Source organism: Brachybacterium sp. AOP25-B2-12 (genome assembly GCF_052378625.1).
In the GTDB taxonomy this organism is placed as follows: Bacteria; Actinomycetota; Actinomycetes; order Actinomycetales; family Dermabacteraceae; genus Brachybacterium.
In genome coordinates, this window is sequence record NZ_JBQSXW010000026.1 from 1 (window position 1) to 21,270 (window position 21,270).

General features: G+C 72.8%; 21 protein-coding genes. 11 read left to right on the forward strand and 10 right to left on the reverse strand.

The window, feature by feature from the left end:
- Positions 1 to 63 precede the first annotated feature (63 nt).
- Positions 64 to 3,588: a S41 family peptidase gene (locus ACT3TZ_RS14025; protein ID WP_444584053.1), complete on the reverse strand. Its 3,525-nt coding sequence runs from the start codon at positions 3,586 to 3,588 to the stop codon at positions 64 to 66.
- Positions 3,589 to 4,043: 455 nt separating this feature from the next.
- Here ACT3TZ_RS14025 and ACT3TZ_RS14030 point away from each other — a divergent pair, with 455 nt between their 5' ends.
- Positions 4,044 to 4,820, forward strand: coding sequence for an SPFH domain-containing protein (locus tag ACT3TZ_RS14030; RefSeq protein WP_444584054.1), 777 nt, complete (start codon positions 4,044 to 4,046; stop codon positions 4,818 to 4,820).
- 56 nt (positions 4,821 to 4,876) lie between these two features.
- On the opposite strand, the gene ACT3TZ_RS14035 is transcribed toward ACT3TZ_RS14030, so the two are convergent.
- Together ACT3TZ_RS14035 and ACT3TZ_RS14040 are read right to left on the reverse strand one after the other, a co-directional pair.
- On the reverse strand, positions 4,877 to 5,455 hold the full coding sequence (locus ACT3TZ_RS14035; RefSeq protein WP_444584055.1) for an NADPH-dependent FMN reductase: 579 nt from the start codon (positions 5,453 to 5,455) through the stop codon (positions 4,877 to 4,879).
- 157 nt (positions 5,456 to 5,612) lie between these two features.
- Positions 5,613 to 6,683, reverse strand: coding sequence for an LLM class flavin-dependent oxidoreductase (locus ACT3TZ_RS14040; RefSeq protein WP_444584056.1), 1,071 nt, complete (start codon positions 6,681 to 6,683; stop codon positions 5,613 to 5,615).
- Positions 6,684 to 6,843: 160 nt separating this feature from the next.
- On the opposite strand from ACT3TZ_RS14040, the gene ACT3TZ_RS14045 reads away from it, so the two are divergent.
- On the forward strand, positions 6,844 to 6,987 hold the full coding sequence (locus ACT3TZ_RS14045) for a hypothetical protein (RefSeq protein WP_444584057.1): 144 nt from the start codon (positions 6,844 to 6,846) through the stop codon (positions 6,985 to 6,987).
- Positions 6,988 to 7,151: 164 nt separating this feature from the next.
- Here ACT3TZ_RS14045 and ACT3TZ_RS14050 read toward each other — a convergent pair whose 3' ends face one another.
- The 3 genes from ACT3TZ_RS14050 to ACT3TZ_RS14060 form a co-directional block, all read right to left on the reverse strand.
- Entirely contained in the window at positions 7,152 to 7,598 is a 447-nt protein-coding gene (locus ACT3TZ_RS14050) for a VOC family protein (RefSeq protein ID WP_444584058.1), read from the reverse strand.
- A gap of 239 nt (positions 7,599 to 7,837) precedes the next feature.
- Positions 7,838 to 8,350 carry a ferritin gene (locus ACT3TZ_RS14055; protein WP_444584059.1) on the reverse strand — a complete coding sequence of 171 codons (513 nt, stop codon included), beginning with the start codon at positions 8,348 to 8,350 and terminating at the stop codon, positions 7,838 to 7,840.
- Between the two features lie 32 nt (positions 8,351 to 8,382).
- Positions 8,383 to 9,954, reverse strand: coding sequence for an MFS transporter (locus ACT3TZ_RS14060; RefSeq protein ID WP_444584060.1), 1,572 nt, complete (start codon positions 9,952 to 9,954; stop codon positions 8,383 to 8,385).
- 197 nt (positions 9,955 to 10,151) lie between these two features.
- On the opposite strand from ACT3TZ_RS14060, the gene ACT3TZ_RS14065 reads away from it, so the two are divergent.
- Positions 10,152 to 11,183: a DUF3137 domain-containing protein gene (locus ACT3TZ_RS14065; protein WP_444584061.1), complete on the forward strand. Its 1,032-nt coding sequence runs from the start codon at positions 10,152 to 10,154 to the stop codon at positions 11,181 to 11,183.
- Positions 11,184 to 11,191: 8 nt separating this feature from the next.
- A complete protein-coding gene (locus ACT3TZ_RS14070; RefSeq protein ID WP_444584062.1) occupies positions 11,192 to 11,905 on the forward strand; it encodes a Pr6Pr family membrane protein in 714 nt (237 codons plus the stop codon).
- Here ACT3TZ_RS14070 and ACT3TZ_RS14075 read toward each other — a convergent pair.
- A complete protein-coding gene (locus ACT3TZ_RS14075; protein WP_444584063.1) occupies positions 11,891 to 12,499 on the reverse strand; it encodes a TetR/AcrR family transcriptional regulator in 609 nt (202 codons plus the stop codon). The genes ACT3TZ_RS14070 and ACT3TZ_RS14075 overlap by 15 nt on opposite strands.
- Before the next feature lie 52 nt (positions 12,500 to 12,551).
- Between ACT3TZ_RS14075 and ACT3TZ_RS14080 the strand changes: the two genes are divergently transcribed.
- Together ACT3TZ_RS14080 and ACT3TZ_RS14085 are read left to right on the forward strand one after the other, a co-directional pair.
- Complete coding sequence (locus tag ACT3TZ_RS14080; protein ID WP_444584064.1) at positions 12,552 to 12,740, forward strand: hypothetical protein; 189 nt, start codon at positions 12,552 to 12,554, stop codon at positions 12,738 to 12,740.
- 39 nt (positions 12,741 to 12,779) lie between these two features.
- Complete coding sequence (locus ACT3TZ_RS14085; RefSeq protein WP_444584065.1) at positions 12,780 to 13,226, forward strand: lysostaphin resistance A-like protein; 447 nt, start codon at positions 12,780 to 12,782, stop codon at positions 13,224 to 13,226.
- Between the two features lie 326 nt (positions 13,227 to 13,552).
- Here ACT3TZ_RS14085 and ACT3TZ_RS14090 read toward each other — a convergent pair whose 3' ends face one another.
- The gene (locus ACT3TZ_RS14090; RefSeq protein WP_444584066.1) at positions 13,553 to 13,738 is read right to left on the reverse strand and encodes a hypothetical protein; all 186 of its coding nucleotides are present in this window, start codon (positions 13,736 to 13,738) and stop codon (positions 13,553 to 13,555) included.
- 7 nt (positions 13,739 to 13,745) lie between these two features.
- On the reverse strand, positions 13,746 to 14,162 hold the full coding sequence (locus ACT3TZ_RS14095; protein ID WP_444584067.1) for a DUF1801 domain-containing protein: 417 nt from the start codon (positions 14,160 to 14,162) through the stop codon (positions 13,746 to 13,748).
- Between the two features lie 449 nt (positions 14,163 to 14,611).
- Between ACT3TZ_RS14095 and ACT3TZ_RS14100 the strand changes: the two genes are divergently transcribed.
- The 3 genes from ACT3TZ_RS14100 to ACT3TZ_RS14110 are packed head-to-tail and all read left to right on the forward strand — an operon-like array spanning position 14,612 to position 17,756.
- Positions 14,612 to 16,192 (forward strand): hypothetical protein, encoded by a 1,581-nt coding sequence (locus ACT3TZ_RS14100; RefSeq protein WP_444584068.1) that lies wholly within the window; start codon positions 14,612 to 14,614, stop codon positions 16,190 to 16,192.
- A 38-nt stretch (positions 16,193 to 16,230) separates the two neighbouring features.
- Entirely contained in the window at positions 16,231 to 17,232 is a 1,002-nt protein-coding gene (locus tag ACT3TZ_RS14105) for a hypothetical protein (RefSeq protein ID WP_444584069.1), read from the forward strand.
- Complete coding sequence (locus ACT3TZ_RS14110; RefSeq protein WP_444584070.1) at positions 17,196 to 17,756, forward strand: hypothetical protein; 561 nt, start codon at positions 17,196 to 17,198, stop codon at positions 17,754 to 17,756. Before ACT3TZ_RS14105 ends, ACT3TZ_RS14110 begins: the two co-directional genes overlap by 37 nt.
- A gap of 42 nt (positions 17,757 to 17,798) precedes the next feature.
- Here the strand turns inward: ACT3TZ_RS14110 and ACT3TZ_RS14115 are convergent, their stop codons facing one another.
- Positions 17,799 to 18,845 carry a LacI family DNA-binding transcriptional regulator gene (locus ACT3TZ_RS14115; protein WP_444584071.1) on the reverse strand — a complete coding sequence of 349 codons (1,047 nt, stop codon included), beginning with the start codon at positions 18,843 to 18,845 and terminating at the stop codon, positions 17,799 to 17,801.
- A gap of 355 nt (positions 18,846 to 19,200) precedes the next feature.
- On the opposite strand from ACT3TZ_RS14115, the gene ACT3TZ_RS14120 reads away from it, so the two are divergent.
- Positions 19,201 to 20,355 carry a carbohydrate ABC transporter permease gene (locus ACT3TZ_RS14120; RefSeq protein WP_444584072.1) on the forward strand — a complete coding sequence of 385 codons (1,155 nt, stop codon included), beginning with the start codon at positions 19,201 to 19,203 and terminating at the stop codon, positions 20,353 to 20,355.
- The gene (locus tag ACT3TZ_RS14125; RefSeq protein WP_444584073.1) at positions 20,352 to 21,263 is read left to right on the forward strand and encodes a carbohydrate ABC transporter permease; all 912 of its coding nucleotides are present in this window, start codon (positions 20,352 to 20,354) and stop codon (positions 21,261 to 21,263) included. Before ACT3TZ_RS14120 ends, ACT3TZ_RS14125 begins: the two co-directional genes overlap by 4 nt.
- The last annotated feature ends 7 nt before the right edge of the window (positions 21,264 to 21,270 follow it).

Below are 21,270 nucleotides of genomic sequence, written 5' to 3' on the forward strand. Positions count from 1 at the left end.
GTGCGGCGCGCCGGCGGGGAGGGCCCGCCCCCCCGCGCGCGGCGTGTCCGAACCGTCGGGCCGTCAGCCCTGACGCGGGGCGAACCGGGCCGGCGGCAGCGGCGGTGCGGTCGCGGCGGGGGTCTGCGCGAGACGCTCGAGCGCCTCGTCGACGCCCCGGGCGAGCTGCGGATCGATCCCGGCCGTCCAGGCGTTGGGCGGGAAGGGCACCTCGATGTCCGGGTCCACCCCGTAGTTCTCGATGCTCCAGTCCACGCCCCGGAACCAGCTCGCGTACTTGGGCTGGGTGACGCCGGTGCCGTCGACCAGGTCGAAGCGGCCGTCGATGCCGATCACGCCGCCCCAGGTGCGGGTGCCGATGACCGGTCCGATCCGCATGGCCTTGGCGACCGCACCGACGATGTCGCCATCGGAGCCGGCCTCCTGGTTGGTCACGAACACGACCGGGCCGCGCGGCGCGAACGCCGGGTAGGTGTCCGGGCGCTGGCCGCGCGGGTACCCCCAGGACACGACGGTCCGCGCGAGGCGGTCGGTGACCAGCTGCGAGGTGTGTCCGCCGGAGTTGTACCGGACGTCCACGACGATCCCCTCGCGGGCGGCGGCGGTGCGCAGGTCGCGGTGCATCTGCGCCCAGCCGCTGGAGACCATGTCGGGGATGTGCAGGTAGCCCAGGCGGCCGCCGGAGCGCTCCTCGACGTAGCGGCGGCGCGAGGCCACCCAGTCCTGGTAGCGCAGCTCGGCGTCGTCGGGGAGCGGCACGACCACGATGCGACGGCGCATCAGGGCCTCGTCCCCGCCCTCACCGCGGGCCGCCTCGAGCACGATCTCGGTGGGCGTGTCGGCCGATCCGACGAGCAGCGGGGCCACCCCGGTCGCGGGGTCGACGTCCTGCCCGTCGACCTGCACGATCGCATCGCCCACGCGGGCGCCGGCCCCGGGGGCGAGGAGCGGGGAGCGGGCCTCGGGGTCCGAGGACTCACCCGCGAGGATCCGCGTGAGCACCCAGCGGTCGCCCTCGCGTGCGAGGTCGGCGCCGAGGAACCCGGGGGTGCCGGTGTGCTCGGGGGACCACGGGGTGTTCATGACGTAGGCGTGGCTGGTCCCGAGCTCGCCGACGGTCTCCCAGAGGAGATCCGCGAAGTCGTCGTCGGTCACGACACGGTCGATCGCCTCGTCGTACCAGCGGGTCATGGCGTGCCAGTCCTGGCCGTCCATGTCGGACCGCCAGTACTGCTGGGCCATGAGCCGGTAGTTGTCCCAGAGCATGCCGCGACGCTCGGCCACCGGGTCGATCGTCAGGCGCAGCCGGGCGGTGTCGATGGCGATCCTCGCCGGGTCGTCGTCCTCGACCTTGCGGTCGGCGGGGATCTGCACGAACGCGGTGCCCTGCCGGATCACGAGGTGCTCGCCGTCGCCGGAGGCGGTCACGGCATCGACGCCCTCGGCGAGGGTGACGAGCTTGCGATCGGACAGGTTCCACAGCTCGAGCGTGGGCTTGGGCGGCTCGCCCTCGACGAAGGCGCGGGTGGAGCCGAGCACCACCTGCTGGGGGTGGCGCAGCCACACGAAACCGGCCTTGACCGCGGTCAGGCTCGACACGTCGCCCGATTCGACGGGGAAGGGCACGATCCTGTCGTCCGCGCCCTCGAGGTCGATGACCGTGCGCGGCGGGGTCTCGGACTCCGCGGCGCCGGCGGCGCTCGCGGCGGTCGCCGGGGCTTCCGTGGCGGGCGCGGCGGGCGCGTCGGTCGCGCCGTCGGCACCGGGCGTGCCGGGGCCATCGGCGCCGCCGGCCGCGGCCGGGGCCGAAAGCGCCCAGCCGTCGGGCTCGGGGCCGAAGGGATCGCGCGTGTCGTGGGCCAGCGGCAGCAGGTAGGGCCGCTGGGCGTTGACGAACGAGAGGTCGAAGACGAGGTCGTCGTACACCGTGTCGAAGGTGCGCGCCGAGATGAACCCCAGGTGCTTGCCGTCGACGCTGAACGCCGGGGCCGAGTCCCCGAACGTGCCGTGGGTCAGGGCCCGGCCCGAGGGCTCGGGGTCCTGGACGTCGGTGAGCATCAGGCGGGCCGTGTACTCGGAGGTGGGCTCGGCCCACACGAGGTAGCGGGAATCCGGTGACCAGGTGAGATGGGCGATCTCGCCGTCGTGGGAGCGGCCCACCTCGCGCACGCCGTCCAGGACGGGCTCGGAGGGGGTCTCGTGCGCCGTGGCGGCGTCGGGACCGCTCGTGCGGGACGGGTCCTCGACGCCGCGCAGGCTCACGACGCGGACCACGCCGTCCTGGGTGGACAGGGCGATCCGGGAGCCGTCGGGGGAGGGGATCGCGTGGAGGATCCGGCCGATCTGCCCGACGTCCAGACGCAGCTCCTCGCCGCCGGCGTCGAGCCGACGCAGCCCCAGGGCGTCGGAGCCGACGCTCCCGTCGAGGCGGTCGTGCTGGGCGTCCTCGTCGGTCACGAACACGGCGAAGGCGCTGCGTCCCAGCGGCGCGGCCTCGCGGATCCGCAGGCCGCTGCGCCCGGCGAGGAGTCGCGCGGGGCCGCCACGATGGGTCAGGACGTGCGCGGTCCCGCGCCACTCGGCGACGCTCGCGCGGGCGTCGTGGGTGGGACGCAGGGCCAGGAGGTTCTGGTGAGGGTCCGCTCGATGAGGGCGGCGGGCCGAGGCCACGCCCGCCGTGATGACGGGGATCTCGTGCGGCGCGGCGTCCAGCGAGTCGAGGGCGAAGAGGCGCCCACGGGAGGTGTAGACGATCCGAGTGCCGTCGCTCGCGGGCTCCCGGAGGTACCCGTCAGCGCTGGTCAGGTGCGTGTGGGCGCGCAGGTCGGTGCCGTCCAGGGCCACGGACCAGAGGTTCGAGGTGGCGCGGTCGGTGATCTCGGCGCCCTCCCCGGGGGTGTCGGAGGCGAAGACCAGGCGGTCGCCCACGAAGGCGGTGCGCCACTTCGAGGCCAGCAGGTCGTCGCGCAGCGGCTCCCAGGTGCGGGCGGCGTGGACCTCTGCCGGGGCGTCGAGCGGCACGTCCTCGTGGGAGATCCACAGGCGTGCCGCGGTGCCTCCCTGGTAGTGCTTCCAGCGGGACACGTCGTTGCGCCACATGGTGGTGACCACCGTCGTCCCGGAGGGGTGGAACGCGACCTCGCTGCCGCGGCCCAGCGGCAGCAGCTCCGCCGCGCCGTCGGTCGTCAGAGCCCACATCTGGGCGTCGCGGCTGGAGAGCGCGGCCCCGTGACCGGTGGTCACGATGATCCGGCCGTCCTCGTGCCAGCCTGCCACGCGGGTGTGCCGGTTGCCCCAGTGGGTGAGGCGGCGCGGCGCGCCCGTGCCGTCGCTCGCGACGAGGTGCACCTCCTTGCGGCCGGTGACCAGCGAGGTGTACGCGACGAGCGAGCCGTCGGGGGAGATGCGCGGGTAGAGCACCGGTGCGCCGTCGTCGGTGAGGCGCCAGGCGTGGCCGCCCGCGTAGGGCGCCGCCCACAGATCATCGGCCGCGACGAAGGCGACGAGGTCCCCTCGCACGTCCGGATAGCGGAGGTAGGCCGGGGAGGCGGGTGAGGACACGGGGGGTGCGGTGGACGTCGACGTCATGGTCCTCACTGTAGGACGCACCGCCGACAGTTCACCCGCCCGTCGACACGCGCGGTCGCACGCCCCGCCCTGCACGGCGACGGATCGGCCGGTGACGGCCCGCCGGAAAAGCAGACGGCCCGCCGGAAAAGCAGTGGAGGCGCCGACGGCGACGCCCTATAATGACGAGGCCCGATCGTGGGGCGGCGCCGGGGACTTCCCCGCGCGTTCCGCAGATCGACCGGTCGGGTCGCCTCTGCACAGGCACGGCACGGCCTCACGGCCCGAGGGTTCGAGTCCCTCATTCCTGGACGTCGTCCGGCGGATCCGTGCGGGGTGCGCCAGCGGCCCGGGCCGATCATCGCGACCCGCGATGGGACACCCCGGTGCCCCGCGTGCTCCGTGCCCGTCGGGCGGCGTCCGCCCCCCTGCACGATCCGTCCCGCGACCATCCCCGGCTCCCGAAGGAGGCCACCATGATCACGTTCACCATCCCCGAGGACTCGATGACCCCCGGAGCCGTCGCCTGGCGCCGGTCCCGCCTGCGCGCCCCCGTCGCCCTCCCGGGCCACGCCCTGCTGCGGTCCCGGGGCGGCCGGGTCGAGGTGCTGACCGGGCGGCCGTGGGCGCGCTCCGGCGATCGCTTCTGCCAGGTCGACCTCCGGGGACGGCTCCTGACGCTCGCCCCGCAGGCGATCGCGACCCGTGAGGGCGTCGACGCCCACGTCACGGCTGTGGTCGCGTTGCACGTCGCCGATCCTGTCGCGTCCGTGCTGACCACGGACGATGGCGACGCGGCCGTCTACCTCGCGGTCCAGATCGCCCTGCGCGACCAGGTGGCGGGGATCGAGCTGGCGGACCTCCTGCTCCGCGGGCTCGACCTCGCGCCGGTCGCAGAGGCCGCGCGCGACGCCGCGGTGCGGGTGGGTCTCGCGGTCGACCGCGTGGCCCTCAAGGACGTGCGAGCGCCCCGGACCCTCGCGTCGGCCCGGGAGGAGGCGCTGGCCGTCGAGCTCACAGCGCAGGCGGACCTCGAGCGCGCCCGCGCCGAGGTCAGAGCGACCCGGGCGCGGCTCGCGGCCGCCCAGCTGCTCGACCGCAGCCCCGTGCTCGCACGGATCCGCCTGCTCGAGGCTCTCCCGGCGGGCACCCGCCTGTCGGTCTCGGACACGGGCCTCGGGGCGCTCGTCGCCGGGGCCCAGGACGACGGGGCCGCGGACGACGGAACCGTTCCGCGCGCCGAGGCGGACTGACGGCGCCGCCCGGGGATCAGGACGATCCCCGGGCGGCGCTCATCGTGCGTCGAGGCTCATGCCGGGGCGTGCAGGAGCCCGTCCAGACGCTGGAGCTCGCCGAGCATCGCCGTGGTCGCGCCGAGCACCGACTCGGGGGCGTCGATCCCGCCGTCGTCCGTGAGGTACTGGGCCGAGAAGGGGATCGGGACGCTGCCCTGGGGCGCGCGCAGGCCGAGCGCCGTGAAGACCTGCAGCAGGTGGTGGGTGGCGCGCAGGCCGCCGGAGATGCCGCCGTAGGACACGATCCCGGCGGGCTTGTCCTTCCACTCCGTCGCGAGGTAGTCCAGGGCGTTCTTGAGCGCCGCGGGGATCGAGTAGTTGTACTCGGGCGTCACGAACACGTAGGCATCCGCGGCGGCGACGGTGGCGGACCACGCCGCGGTGTGGTCGTGGGTGTACTTGTGGGCCCGGGGGTGGTTGGGCTCGTCGAACAGCGGGAGGTTCAGCTCGGCGAGATCGGCGACGTCGACCTCCCAGCCGTGCTCGCGGGCGATCTGGGCGACCCAGTGGCCCCAGCGGTCGCCCTGGCGACCGGGGCGGGTGGAGCCGATGACGACGAGGAGCCGGCGGCCGAGCGGGGAGTCGATGCTCATGGGGGTCCTTCCGAGTGATCGTTGAAACCTGCATGACAGTAGCGGAGCGCCGGCGCCCGCGGTCAAGGGGCCGGGGCGACGGCGCTCCGTGCGTCACATCGTGCTGACCTCGCGCAGGCGCAGGCTCGTGTCGGCCACGGGCAGCGGCCGGGCCGGATCAGGCCTGGCTGGGCGCCGTGAGGGGCCGGCCGACGACGGGCCCCTCCGTGTTGGGCTTCCATCCCAGCGCCGGTGCGACGTGCTGGGCGAAGTTCTCCAGGATATGGAGGTTCAGGTCCACGCCCAGCTGCGAGGGGATCGTGAGCATGAGGGTGTCGGCCGCCTGGACGGCGGCGTCGGCCTGCAGCTCGGCGACGATCTGGTCGGGCTCGCCGGCGTAGGTGCGGCCGAACGTCGAGCGGAACCCGTCGATGATCCCGATCTGGTCGCCGCCTTCGCCCGGTCGCATGCCGAACATGAGGCGGTCCTCACCGGTGACGATGGGGAACACGCTGCGCGAGACCGAGACGCGGGGGGTGCCGGTGTGCCCGGCCTCCGCGTAGGCGGCGCGGTAGCGGGCGATCTGCTCGGCCTGGAGGTCTCCGAAGGACGCCCCCGTGGCCTCGGTGAGCAGGGTCGAGCTCATGAGGTTCACGCCCATGCGGCCGACGTTCTCGGCGCTCTCGCGGGATCCCGCACCCCACCAGATGTGGTCGATGAGGTCGGGGGAGTGCGGCTCGACGCGCAGCAGCTGGCCGGGGCCGTACTGCTGGGGGTCGGCGGGGGCCAGGCGCTCACCGCGCACGGCGCGCAGGAACAGGTCGAACTTCGCGCGGGCGATGTCCGCCCCGCGCGGGTCCTTCGAGCCGGTGTACCCGAAGGTCTCCCAGCCGCGCTCGGCGGGCTCGGGGCTCCCCCGGGAGACGCCGAGGGCCACGCGGCCGTCGGCGATGAGGTCGAGGGCGGCCGCCTCCTCCGCGAGGGTGAGGGGGTTCTCGTACCGCATGTCGATGACACCCGTGCCCACCTCGATGCGCTGGGTGCGCGCCGCGACGGCGGACAGGAGCGGCATGGGCGAGGCGGCCTGGGTGGCGAAGTGGTGCACGCGGAAGTAGGCCCCGTTGACGCCGAGCTCGTCGGCGCCCACGGAGATGTCGATCGAGTCGTGCAGCATCTGGCGGGCGTCGACGCCGTGGACACCGGCGCCGTTCCCGTAGTGGCCGAAGCTGAGGAATCCGAAGGCTTGCATAATGGGGTCAACGGTACACGGTTGTTGAATATTCCACCAGTGGGAGTGCGGTGCGGATCGCGTCCCTCCGTGCGTGTGTCGGTGCATCCCCGCGTCGGTGGTCGCGCGGTCGTGGTCGCGCGGTGGTGGTGCAGCTCCGACGGGTCCGTGGTGGCGACGGATGTGCGACTCCGGCCGTGGCAGCGTGATCGGTGGCGTGCTGACGCTGCTCCTGGGGTGGGCCCTCGGATTCGGCGTCGTGTCGGTCATCGCGGGCGTGGGGTGGATCGTCGGGGGAGTGCTGTTCGTTCTCATCGGCCTGTGAATGCAGCGCAGCGCCCAGAACCGGGGCGGGAGCGGACCCGATGAGGAGAGCGACTCCTGATCGCGTACGGAGACCCCGCGCCATTTCGCGCGGGTCGCCTGGGCCGACGGTCGAGCCGTTCGGGTACCTGAGCGCGAACGGCTCGGCCGTGGATCCGCCGGACCTCAGCTCTGCGGCGTCCTCGCATCGACGCTGAACTGCCACAGCACGCCGTACTTGTCCTTGACCTGTCCGTACAGCCAGCCCCATGGGGCGAGCTCGAAGGGAAGGGTCACGACGCCACCGGTGGCGGTGAGCTTGTCGATGAGATCGCGCGCCACCTGCTCCTCGGTGGGCTGGACGATGAAGGAGTAGTGATCGGACTCGACGGGCCCGGCGACCACGTGCTCGCCGATGTCGTCGCCTCCGGCGAGGGTCACCGCGCCGCCGTGCAGCTGGGCGTGTGCCACAGCGCCGGGGGGCGGGGTGAAAGGGAAGCCCGAGGTGTCGGGGAAGTCGTCGTAGGTCATCACGTCGAGCGTCCCGCCGAAGGTCTCACGGTAGTACTCGAGCGCCTCCGCCGCGTTGCCGGGGAACGAGATGTAGGGCGTGAACACGGGAATCTCGGTCATGACTGGCCTCCTGGGCTGTCGCGCGCGCTCGGTGACCGCGCCGTCACGGGCGATCCTGCCAGGGGCCACCGACAGACGGAAGGTCCGTGGCGCCTCGCGCGACGGACGTCGGCCTCTCCCTCCACCTGTCCGCGACGGCGCGACCTGCTCCGCGTGGCCGCACCGCCTCTCACCCCGGAACGCACGGCGCCGCCCCACCCGCAGGTGGGACGGCGCCGTGAGCTCGGGTGGTGAGGGGATCAGTCCTCGGTGGTCTCCGTCGGACGCTTGCCCAGCTCGTTGTCCAGGCGCAGGATCCCGGAGCCGTCGGCGCCGATCAGCTCGACGCGATCGATGATCTCGGAGACCGTGGCCTCCTCCTCGATCTGCTCGTCGACGAACCAGTTCAGCAGGGGGCGGGAGTCGAAGTCGCCCTCCTTCTCGGCGGAGCGGTAGAGCTCGCGGATCGACTCGGAGACCTTCTCCTCGTGGGCCAGGGCGGCCTGGAAGATCTCGAGGACGGTCAGGCCCGGCTTCACGGCGGCGGGGACGATGGTGCCGATCGAGGCGTGGTTGCCGCGGTCGACGACGTGGTCGATGAACTTGTTGGCGTGGACCACCTCTTCATCGGCCTGGTGACGCAGCCACGAGGCGATGCCGACGAGGCTCTGCGCGTCGGCCTCGATCGCCAGCTGGCGATAGGTGGCCTCGGCGGTGAACTCCAGGGTGATCTGCTCGGAGAACTTCTTCTCAAGATCGTTGCTCAGCTTCATGGCTCCGACCCTAGGCATTGATCCTGAGGATGTCAGCCCCGATGTGCAGGATCCGACGGATCAGACATCTGCGGGTCCGTCCACGAGGCATCCCGCGGTGCGGCCTCGGATCCGTGGTCGGTGCTGGACGCCGTGTCGTCCGCGTCCGGTCCGCCGGACCGGGCGTCGCCCTCCGGGGCGGCGGGATCGTCCGTCGAACCGGGTTCGGAGACGGGCACCGAGTGGTGCGTGTCGGCGTAGTACGCCGAGAGCCGGCGGTACTGCGGGGACGCGAACGCGAGGGCGACGATGCCCAGCATGATGAGCCCGGCACCCATGAACATGATCGCGATCCCGCGGGTGGACCCCTCCCCGACCAGCCATCCCAGCGTCTCGCGGCCGCTGTCGCGGTTCATCCAGGGGATGACGACGAACTCGGCGAGCGGGGCGACCAGGAAGGCGGAGACCGGCGCGGCCGCCGTCTCGACGCTCTGCGCGAGGCCGAACACCCGGCCCTGGCGCGCGAACGGCACGACGCGCTGGAGGATCGTCTGCTCGGCGGCCTCCGCCGCAGGCACGAGCGTCATGAAGACGAGGATCCCGACGGCGAAGAGGATCCAGCTCTCGCGCAGCGCGAAGGTCGCCCCGATCACCGCGACCCCGACGTTCACGAGGAGCAACGTGCGCACGGGATTGCTGCCCAGACCGGTCTTGGCGATGATCGCGCCGCCGATGATGAACCCGATGCTCGTGACCCCCAGCACGATGCCCCAGGCCTGCGGGCTCATGAGCTCGAGGCCGTACGGATCCATGAGCGCCATGTAGACGCCGCCCACGAGGTTGTTGAAGCATGCGAAGAGGATCAGCGCCACGAGGCCCGGCACCGAGCGGATCACGGCGACCGTCCCGCGGATGTCGATGCGGCCCGCCGGCCGGGCCGCCGTCGCGCCGGACGTCGTCGACCCGGGATCCGTCGCCGCGCCGGCGGCCGCCGTCGTGCCGCCGCTCGGCGGTGCGGTCTCGGTGGCCCGGGCGACCACGTCCTCGGGGATGCGGATCGTGACCAGGTGCGCGAGGGAGATGGCGCTGGCCACCAGGGCGATGAGCAGCGTGTACCCCATGCCCAGGAACCCGATGGACAGCCCCGAGAAGACCGAGGTGACCATGAAGGCGATGCCCTGGACGGCGCCGACCAGGCCGTTGGCGCGATCGCGCGCGGACTCCTCGACCAGCAGGGTCACCGTCGTGGACAGCGCGATGTTGCGCATGTTCTCCACGACGCTGCCGGCGAGGATCACCCCGGTGAACAGCCAGAACGGCCAGTCGCCGATCACGAGCAGGCGCTCGTGGTCCACGGTGAGCCACACGGCCCCGGCCACGAGGTAGGTGCCGACGGTGAAGAACTGCGCGTACGCCATCACCGCTTTCTTGCGGTTGTTGTCGACGATCACGCCGAAGGCGAGGGAGCACAGGGCCACCAGGCCCATGTAGGTGCCGCCGATGACGCCGGTCGCCAGCACGGAGCGGGTCTCGAGGTAGACCCAGAAGGTCAGGGCGAACCACAGGTAGCTGGTGGTGACGTTGGCCAGCAGGGTGTTGGCGAGGATCTGATGGAAGGTCTTCACGGGGACTCCGGGAGTGCTGCGGCAGGGCCGGGTGGGGGGAGGGGGACCAGGGACGATCCGGACGAGCTCAGCCCAGTATGGATGGACCAGCGGACAGATCCTGTCCGCAGATCCGCCGGGGTCGTGAAGGTCATGCCGGTAGGTTTGTGCGTGTCCCCGCGTGCCGCGTGCGGCGGCTCCCCCGACGAAGGACCCCGATGATCACTGTCCCCACGGTCGACGACGTCCTGCAGGAGCTCGGTCGCTCCCCGGACGACCTCGATGCCCGCGCCGCCGCGAGCCGCGACAGCGGTCGCCCGGCCCTGACGCGCGGCACGATCGGCGTGGTCGTGGGGCTGTCCCTGGTGGTCACGGGCGCGATCGGGTCCTCCGTCTGGCACTGGCTGTGGGCCGTCGTGCTGGGCACCGGCATGATCCTCACGGTGGCCGGGGTGGTCGGCATCGCCGCCGGCATCCGCGCCGCCCGCGACGCCCGGGACTTCTCGGGCCGGGAGGTCATCGACACCTATCTCACGGCGCTGGCACGGCGCCTCGACGCCCAGAACCCCGCCCGCGCCGGCGTGCTCGCGCCCGAGGACCCCTCCGCGCCGCCCGTCGCCTCCCGCGCCACCCACCTGGTCATCTCCCACGAGGGCGAGGGCCCGGGCATGTCGCTCGACGCCGTCCGGGCGTGCGGGCTGTTCCCGCATGCGGTCGGAGCGACGGTCGACGACCTCCTGACGGGATGGGTGCTCGGCATCCGCTTCGAGATCCGGGAGCTCGCCGTGCAGGTCGAGGCCACCTATCCCCATGGCGGCAGCTACCGCTCGACGGCCTTCGACGGCCTCCTGACCGGGGTGCGCCTTCAGCGCCCCCTGCCCGCCACCGTCCAGGTCCTCGGCCGCGAACGGGGCCCCGCGCTGCGGGGCACCGAGGTGGGTCTGGCCGAGGTCGCCACCGGTGACGCCGCCTTCGACCGCGTCTTCGAGGTCTGGGCCAGCGGCGCGACCACGCCGGAGGTGCTGACCGACACGGTGCGAGCGCGCCTGCTGCGCCTGGCCGACGACGGCGGCACGGACGACGTCGCCTTCGCCTTCGAGGGGGACGCAGTCTTCTGCGCGATGGCCGACGACAAGGACATGTTCGAGGCCTCGGGGGAGGCGAGCCTGCTGACCCAGCTCGCCTCGCTCCACGAGGACATGGCGCTGTCGGTGCGCCTGGTCGACGTGCTCGGTGCCGCGGGCCGATGAGCGGCTCCGTGCCCGCTCAGCCCGCCGCGCCCGCCCTGACGGCCTGGCGCCGCCCCGTCGCCCTCGTCTACCGGGCCGTCGCGGCCGTGCTGGCGGCCACCGGCATCGTGCTCGTGACGGCTCTGGGCACGCCCTGGTTCGTGCCCGCCGGCTTCGGGTACTTCACCACCCTCAGCAACGTGCTGGCCCTGGCGTGGTTCGTCGCCGCGTTCGTCGTGGGGGTGGTGCGGATCGCGCGGTCGGGGTGGCGGGGCGATGCGTCCGTGGTCCCGCGCGCGGGCGCCGGTGTCGCCTTCGCGCTGCTCATCACGATGCTCGTCTACGTGATCGTGCTGGCGCCGCCGTCGTTCACGCAGGGAGGCTTCTACCAGCCGTACGCGCCCACCGACGTCATCGTGCACATCATCGTCCCGCTCCTCGCGCTCGGGGACTGGGCTGTGTTCGCGCGCAAGGGCTCCCTGCGGTGGACCGATCCGCTGTACTGGGCGGGCCTGCCGATCGGCTACGTCCTCGTCGTGCTCGCGCTGCCGCTGGTGAACCCGGCGCCGTGGCCCGGGGGCGGCCGGTACCCGTATCCCTTCCTCGACGTCACCGGCCTGGGCGGGGGGCAGGTGCTGGTCAACGTGGTGGTGCTGACGCTGATCTTCGAGGTGATCGGCTTCGCGCTCGTGGGGGTCGATCGCCTGGTCGCGTGGCTGCGGGGCAGGTCAGCGCGGCGGTGAGACCGCGGGGCGCGGCGCACGGCCGATGAGCGCCTCGACGGCCTCGCGCAACGACGGGGGCGTGTCCCGCGGGGAGAGCGCCTGCTGGGAGGCGCCGTCGATCAGCCACGCGACCCAGCGGGCCAGCTCGTCGAGGGGCACGTCCTCGCGCACCGCCGTGTCCTCGACGCCGATGCGCAGCTGACGAATCAGGACATCGTGCATCGCGTCGGCCTCGGCCTGGAGGGCGGACGCGACCCGCGGTTCGTCCGCGACGCCGGCGAGGCCGCCGGCGAACGTCGCGTACTCGGCCGCGACGAGCTCGTCGGTGGCGAGGTCGGCCAGGGCGAGGACGGCGGGCAGGCCGGTCGGCCCGGCCTCGATCCGAGCCAGCTCGGCGATGAGGAGGTCCCGGCCGACGGCGAGCACCGCCAGGAGCACGTCGAGCTTGGTGGGGAAGTAGTGGAAGACGGTTCCCGAGGAGATCCCGGCCGCGCGGCAGATCGCGGCGGTCGACGTGCGGTCGTAGCCGGCTCGGGCGAACAAGGTCGAGGCGGCTCCGACGATCTCCGCGCGACGGCGGCGGTGCTGGTCGGGATCGATGGGGCGGGCCATGTCGACCGATCCTACGACATTGTTCGAGCGGTCACTCTAGAGTGAGTGCTCTATGAATGAGTCGAACTCCGGGAAGATCAGTCCGGGACGGCCGCCGATCGGTCCGGTCGTCCTCGGTCTCGCCCTGTGCTACCTGCCGATGTGGCTCACGCCGGTGCTGGGGGCCGCAGGGCTCGCAGCGCCGATGCGGGGCCACCTGTGGGCCATCGTGATGAACGCGGCGGCCGTGGCGATGCTGTGAGCGCACCTCCGCCGGGTCGAGAGGCGACCGCTCGCCTCGGTGGGCCTCACGCGTCCCACGGGCCGGCAGCTCGAGCTCGCCCTCTATCTGTTCGGCGGTGCCATGCTCTGGCAGTGGGCGGCGATGCGGATCGTCCCGCCGGCTCCGAGCCGGGGTTCCGCAGAGGTCATCGCGCTCCCGGTGATCACGGTGGTGCTGCTCATCGTCTCCGCCGCGGTCTGCGAGGAGATCCTGCACCGCGGGTACCCGCTGACGCGCCTCGCCGAGCTCACCGGCCGACCCTGGATCGGGTACGTGCTCACGGTGCCGATCTTCGTGGCACCCCACGTGGCCACGTTCGGACCCTCCTGGCTCTGGACCTCGGGGGCTGGGACCCTCGCCCTCTACGTGCTGTACGCCCGCACCCGGAACCTGCCCGCCTGCATGATGCTGCACCTGTGCCTGAACCTGCCGATGCTCATCCCGACGATCGCCGCGCGTCTCTGAGATGCCGCGGGGCACTCCGCGTCGGCTCGGGCCGCTCGATAGCCTGGGCCGATGAGCCTTCGCAGCCTCCGCTTCTTCCTCCTCGGCGCCGCCCTCGCGATCGCCGGGGCATGGGCTGTCCAGACCTGGAGGTCCGGTTTCGACGGGCTCGACACGGCCGTGCGCGGCGCGCTCGTGGCCCTGCTGTGCGTGGGGGGGGCTGTACACGCTGCTCCGCGAGCGGCGGCGTGCGGCGCTCGCCGAGCAGGCCCGTCCGGGGGCGGCCCGAGGTCGGGACGGGGCGCCGCGCCGGCGCTGACGGCCGCGCGGTCGCCCGTGCCTGCCGCTCACAGGCGCCGCTCGAGCACGAGCCTGGACGTCTCGAGCCCCTGCGCCCGGATGAATCTGTGCGCCTCACCGTTGAACGCCCAGGAGTCCGGACGCGCGGCATCTGTGCTGATGGCCCAGACGCGGCGGGGCGCCGCGAGGACGCCGTGCGTCAGCTCCCCGGGGCGGTCCCGCCCGGGACGCATCGGATGCTCAGCAGCCCGTCGCGTCGGACGCCCACGCCCGCTCGACGAGCTCGCGGAGCACCGCCTCGTCGATGTCCTGCAGGCCGTTGACGTACACGCACGCCGTGCTGAGGCGGTGCTTGCCCAGGCGGGCGAGCAGGTCGTCCGCGCCCTCACCGTCCTGGAGCCCGTAGAGCGTGAGGGCGGCCTTGCGGGGGCTGAATCCCAGTCGGAACCAGTCGGCGGTGCTGCCGTCGGCATAGGTCTGGGTGTACGTGCCGTAGCCGATCATGCTCGGCCCCCACATGGTGGCCGGCGCCCCGGTGGCCTCGCCGAACAGCGCCAGCAGGCGGGCGCCCTCCTCGCGGCGGCGTGCCGTGGGCAGCGCCGCGCAGTACGCGACGGGGTCAACGTCGGTGGGGCGGGTGCTCGGCTCGGCGCTCATGGGCGAAGCGTAGTCGGGGACGTCGCGACCAGCCCCGTGGCCCCGGGCTCGACGCCCGCGGAACCCTGGTCGGAAAAGCCGTTGCACCACCGCGCGACCCGGCGCACCATGGTCGGACACGGAAAGGAGGTGATCCGATCAATGAGTTCCCATCGGACATGTGAGGTGGCTCGCCGCTGAGGCGACCATCGGCTGACCTCCCCTGACGGCCCGGCCGCCGGGGATCTCAGAACGACGGACCGCAGCGAATCCCACCGAGCTGCCCGGACCCGCAGGCGTCGGACCTCGTCCCTCCGACATGTGCGCGGCGCGATGAGCGCCCGCACAGCCTGCGGGTCCGCCCTTTCCCGGGGGCGGACGCGACGTGTCGCCTCCCCGGCGCGGCTACAGTGTGCGCACGGTCCGGGGCGCTCGCCCCACGGCCGCGGGCCGGACGACGGGGGGCCGAGATGCGCACGCGCTCCCGCCTGGCCCGTCGCACCACGCTCCTCCTCTGCACGGCGGTCCTCGCCCTCCCGCTCGCCGGCTGCACCGTCGAGGGGCCCGAGGCATGGCGCTACCACGGCGATCCGCTCCTCCAGGCCGAGGCGGATCTCACCATCATGACCACCACCTGGCGAGATCAGGTGCGCACCGCGCGCGGGGCCCGCGCCCTCCCGGCCGATTCCGCCTGCTACCTCCGGATCTCCGCTCCCCATGACGTCGACGACGAGATCGTGTGCGGGCCCCTTCTCGGCGACGGCGCCCGGTGGGAGTCCGCCCGGATCGCCGGCTACTACGAACGTGACGGCAAGGTCGCCCTCGGCATGATCGAGGCTCCCGAGGGCGCCTTCTCCGACGTCGCCGACCGTGACCTCGGAACCCTGCGCGCGGCCGACGGGAGTGCGCCGGACACCGATGCCGACCCCGTGGCCCCGGACCTGCCGGCGCTCGCCCCGGGAGAGGTGCGGGCACTGTCCGACGGCCCCGACGGCGGTGCCGTCTGGAACGGGGACGATCCCGATCCGGCGAGGGACGACGGCTACCGCGTCATCGATGCCGGGTCGCAGGCCTACCTCGTTCGCCTGCGCCCCGCGGATCCCGCCGTCGAGCCCGAGGTGGACGTCACCGCCCCGGCCGGGTCGCGGCTCATGGTGGTCGAGGCCTTCGAGCTCTGGGACAACCTCCAACAGCGCCCGGAGCCCGAAGCCACCGCGGGACCGCTGGTCATGACCGTACGCGGCGGGGATGCCGGCGAGGCCCACGAGGTCGAGCTGCCAGGGGCCTCCGAGGGTGCCCCCCAGGTGCAGGTGGACCCGGAGACGGGTGGACAGACCATCACGCTGCGCGCCGGGAGCGACCCGCGCTGGGAGGGCCCGCGGTGGATCATCGCGGTACCCGACGGCCAGGAGGTCCAGGTCGAGGTCACCGACGGCTCCCACCGGGCGCACGCCGGCTCGGCTCCCGGCGACGTCTCCTCGGACTTCCCGCGGCTCGAGACCTACACCGGTGAGGTCCAGCTCGTCTCGACCGCCGCGGCCGACGGTCAGGGTCGCGGCGGGAGCTTCTCCCTGGCGGCCTCCCTGCAGCTGCAGCGGAACCTGCGCCCTCAGGACGGACCCTCGCATGCCGAGGTCACCGTCCAGACCTACGACCCCTCCGCCGCTCCCGACGGCGGCGCGGCGGAGCCGCTGCAGTGGTACCGCGACGGGCAGCCGATCGCCGAGTACACGAGCAGCACCGCGACCATCGTGGATCCCGTGCTCGAGCTCGACGGTAGGCCCACCGCGACGAAGGCGGCACCGGACCCGTCGATGCCCACGCAGGCGATCCATGCGGACGTGCAGATCGCGCCGGGCGCCGAGCCGGTGCTCACGATCCGCGGGACCCTTCGGACCGTGCTGTCGGAACCGCCCGCGGTCGCGGGTCCCGGGTACGACGGGACGGTCCCGGACGGGGTGCCGGAGGAGACCGTCCTCGAGACCCTCTTCGTGCTCGAACTCCCCGTCTCCGCCGCCGCGGCCGGCGGCCCGGACCTGGCCGCATGGTGATCGGTCGGGCGTCGGGACGAGGACCGGGAGGCGCATCGGTGTGCACGGACCTCCTGCGGAGGATCGTGGGCCTCGGGCTCGCGGGCCTGCTGGTGCTCCCGCTCGCCGGCTGCACCGTCGAGGGTCCGGGGTCGTGGCGGTATCGGGGTGACCCGCTGCTCCAGGCCGAGAAGGACCTCGCCGCGATCACGGAGGTGTGGCGCGAGCACGTGCGCACCGAGCGCGGACCGCGCGCCCTGCCGGCAGATTCCGCCTGCTACCTGCGGATCTCCGCACCGCACGATGTCGACGACGAGGTGGTGTGCGGCCCGCTGATCGTGCGGGGACCGCGGTGGGAGTCCGCCTCCATCGCGAGCTACTACGAGCGCGACGGCAAGGTCGCCCTGACGCTGACCGGATCGCCCGAGGACGCGTTCTCCCCGGTCGCGGATGCCGAGCTGGGTGCAGTGCGCGCCGCGGACGGCACGGCCCCGGACTCGACGGCGACCCCGATCGCGCCGGTGCTGCCGACCCTGCAGCCCGGCGAAGTGCGGCCGCTGGCCGCCGTCGAGGATCCCGGGGAGGACCCCTTCGAGGATCCCGACCCGGACCACGACGACGGCTTCCGCCTGATCGACGCGACGGACAGGTTCCTCGTCGCACGGCTGCGGCCCGTGGATCCGTCCTCCGCCGACAACGCGGCGATCGACGTGGTCGCTCCCGAGGGCCACCGCCTGATGGTCGTCGAGGTCACGGACCTCTCCGCGGACCCGACGACGCAGGACCAGGTCGTCCCCACGACCCTGACGATCCGCGCCGGGGACGACGCGGCACCGCAGGTGGTCGAGGTCCCGGGAGCGACGGCCCCCGGGACGTCGGACGGGAACACCGAGGATCCGGCCCGGGGACGGTGGGTGGCGGCAGTCCCGGCGGGCCAGGAGGTCCATCTCGACCTCTCCGACGGGGACCACGTCGCCAGCGCCGGCTCCGCGCCGGGGGATCTCACCAACGACTTCCCCGGACCATGGCGTTTACCGGCGACCCGCAGACCCTCGGCGTGACCGTCGAGCGGCCCGGGGAGGGCATAGACGGGAAGGTCGTCGTGGGCACCGACGTCGAGATCCGACGGAACACGCGCACCCACGACGGACCGTCGACCCTCGCTGCCGTGATCCGGACCCGCGAGCCGTCCCGCACCGGTCCGGACGCCGGGAGCGAGGGCCCGCTGCGCTGGTTCCGTGGCGGCTCGGCGATCGCGGGCTACACCTCCAGCACCGTGACGCTGGTGGATCCCGTCCTCGAGGTCGACGGTGTCGCGCACCCCGTCCGTGCCGAGACCGATGACCTCACCGGTGACCCGATGGTCCAGGAGTCGATCTTCATCGCCCCCGAGGCCGAGGCCCGGCTGACCCTCCGCGGAACCCTCCGCATCGAGCTCTCGCAGCCGATCGCCGTCCCCGGCCCGGGGTACGACGGCACCGTCCCGGAGGGCGTTCCCGGATCCGCCGTGGTGGAGCTGCCGATGGAACAGGGGGTGGGCATCGCCCCGGTGGTCGGGGACGGGGGGCTACGTCAGGCGTGGTGAGGGGCGGTACCCCGCCGGACGAGGACCGTCCGCGTCGGTGCCTCAGGGCGCCGCGAGCGTGGCCCCCGCGACGAACTCCCCGGCGTGCAGGGCGTGGCGTGCAGGAAGTCCCTGCGTCGCGGGTCGTGCGGCAGGGCGGTCCAGCAGGTGCTCCATCCGCGCCGCCGCGTCCAGGGCGATCGTCGCGACCGGCAGGCGGATCGTCGCGAGGCCGATGAGGTCGAGGCCGTCGGCCAGGCCGTCGAAGCCGACCACGGACACGTCCTCGGGGACCCGCACGCCCTGCTCCCGGGCCGCGCGGAGGAGCTCGAGGGCCACATAGTCCACGGGGGTGACGATGCAGGTCAGAGCCTGCTCCCTGGCCGCCGTGAGCGCGCGGCGGACCCCGTCGGCCACGGGCAGCAGCTCGATGCGCTCGACGTGCAGCCCCAGCTCCTCGGCGCGCTCGACGGCGCTGCGGATCCGCAGGTCGAAGACCCGGGAGTAGAGCACCGGAGCACCCAGCACGGCGAGGCGCCGATGCCCGGCGGCCGCGACCTCCTCGACCATCATCCGGCCGTGAGCCCGTTCGTCGTAGCTCACCGATTCCAGGGCGTCGTCGTCGTTGGGGCGGCCCAGGACGATCAGCGGCACGGCGCGGGACGGAGCCCGCAGATCCTCGGGCGGGGTGACCCCGGAGCCGACGAACAGCCCCGCCATGCGCAGCCCGAGCAGCCGCCGCAATCCCTCGACCTCGGCATCGCCGTACTCATGGCGGAATGCCGTGACCGAGACGAGGGTGCGGGCGTGCGCGCGAACGGCGCGGTGCAGCTCGGCGTGGATATGCCCGTAGGCGGGGTTGGTCGCATCGCGCACCAGCAGCCCGAGCTGGCCCCGGTTGCCACCCGCCAGACCGCTCGCGGCGAGGTTGGGGACGTAGCCCAGCTCCCGTGCGGCCTCCCGGACGGCGATCTCCGCGGCGGGTGAGACGGAGCTGCCCTCCTGGAACACGCGGGAGACGGTCGCGCGGGACACCCGGGCCCGGCGCGCGACGTCGTCCATCGTGGGGTCGCGATCCTCGCGCACGGCACCTCCCGGATGGGCGATCACCCCGTCGACGATCAGGGCCTGCCCGCACCCTAGCCGTGCGGGACCTGCGGGTGACGACCGCGTGTCGGGACGGGGCGCGGCGCAGAACGGGGGCGACGGGGCACGCGAACTCTCGCGGATGATGCCGTGAACGCGGGAGCGACGGACCGTGAACACGACCCCCGAACTGGACACCGAGGTGCTGTGACCAGGGGTTTGGGAGCGCTCTCACCAGCGCGTCCATGCAGGGTTCACCGCGATGTCACCGGGGACGGGGCCGCCTGGGAGGTCTCGTCGCACCCGCCTACGGTGTGGACGTCCCGCGGCGCCCACCTCAGATCGGCGCCGCCTCGTCCCCGCCCGAGGAGCACGAGCCATGTCCCCCCTGGGAGTCCGTCGAGACCCGACGGCCACGACCTCGCCACCATCCGGCCACGACCCCGTCGTCACGCCTCCGGGCGGCACGGACCCCGTCCGTCCGGATGATGTCGGCACCGGTCCCGAGCCCGACTGCGACGGAGCGACCGTCGTCGTCCGCGCGGTCGCCGGCTCTCCGCGGGCCTCCGAGCCCACGCCCGGCGCGTCGGCCCCGGCGGCGCCGGTCTCCTCCACCGCGGCAGCTCGGCGCGCCGCTCGTCGTCGTTCCCCGGCCCGCCGCCGTGCGGCGCGCGATGCCCTCATCTTCTTCCTGCTCATCGGCCCCAACCTCGCGGCCATCCTCGTCTTCTCCTACTGGCCCTCGGTGTACAACGTGGCGCTGAGCCTCATGGACTGGGACCTCGTGGACCCGTTCCCGGAGTTCGTGGGGCTGGGCAACTACGTCGACCTGTTCACGGATCCGGAGTTCGGGCAGATCCTCGTCAACACCCTCGTGTTCACGGGCGTCACCGTGGTCGGGTCCCTCGCGGGCGGGATCGCGCTCGGCAGCCTGCTGGCCGCCAAGCTCCCGTTCTCCGGCTTCACCCGCACCATGGCCTTCGCGCCGCACATGCTCCCGGGCGCGGCGGTCGGGATCCTGTGGCTGTTCATGTTCGATCCCGGCTACGGCCTGTCCCGGTGGCTGTTCTCGCTGGTGGGCATGGACTCCCCGTCCTGGACCACCACCTCGGACCACTCGCTGTGGGCGATCACCATCGCCTACCTGTGGCAGCGGCTCGGGTTCGTCGCGGTCATCTACTACACGGCCATCCTCGACCTCCCGCGGGACGTCTACGAGGCCGCCTCCCTCGACGGGGCGCACGGGTGGAGCATGTTCCGCCGCATCACCCTGCCGCTGCTCTCGCCCATCACGTTCTTCCTGTCGCTGACCGGGATCGTCGCCTCCGCGCAGGCCTTCGACATCATCTCGATCCTCACGAGCGGCGGGCCGGGCATCTCCTCCACCACCCTCAGCTGGATGGTCTACGACGAGGCGTTCCAGAAGTTCGACATCGGCCGGGCGTCCGCCGCCGCGACCGTGCTCTTCGTGATCCTCATCGTCCTGACCGTGATCCAGGTCCGTGTCGCCGCCCAGAAGGTGAACTACGCATGAGCGCCGCACCCGTCACCCATCGCCCGGCTCCCGGCGCCCCGACGGCGCCCGTCCCGGATCCTGCGGCCCGCCGCCCCCGGGGGCCGCACCGCTCCCGTCGCGCGACCGTCGGCCTGGGCCTGCTCGTGCTGGCCTGCTCCCTCGTGTTCGTGGTGCCGCTGTACTGGCTTCTCACATCGGCGCTCAAGCCCAACGAGCAGATCTACACGTGGCCGTTGACGTGGATCCCGCGCAGCATCGACCTGGGCAACGTCGTCGAGGCGTGGAACGCGGCCCCCTTCGACCGGTTCTTCGTGAACTCCGCGATCACCACCGGCGTGGGCACCCTGCTGGAGATGGGGCTCGCGATCATGAGCGCCTACGCCTTCGCCTTCATCCCCTTCCGGTACAAGAAGGTGCTGTTCGTGCTGGTCATCGGCTCCCTGATGCTGCCGGGACACGTGACGCTGATCGTCAACTACATCACCGTGGCCAACCTGGGCTGGCTCAACACCTACCAGGGGCTGATCCTGCCGGGCATCGGCAGCGCCTTCGCGATGTTCCTCCTCTACCAGCACATGCGGACCCTCGACCCCGAGATCCTGCAGGCCGCCGAGATCGACGGCGCCGGGCACGTGCGGCGCATGCTCACCATCGTCGTGCCGCTGACCTCGCCGATGATCCTCACGGCGACGCTGATCGTGCTGATCGGCAAGTGGAACGAGTACGTGTGGCCGCTGATCGTCACCTCGACGGCCGACATGCGGACCCTGCCCATCGGCCTGCTGTTCCTGCGCAGCCAGGAGGGCTACTCCGACTGGGGCGCCCTGCTCGCGGGCACCGTGATGGCCTCGGCCCCGATGCTCCTGCTGTTCTTCCTCGCCCAGAAGCGCATCATCGGCGGCCTGGCCGCCGGAGCGCTCAAGTAGACGGGCG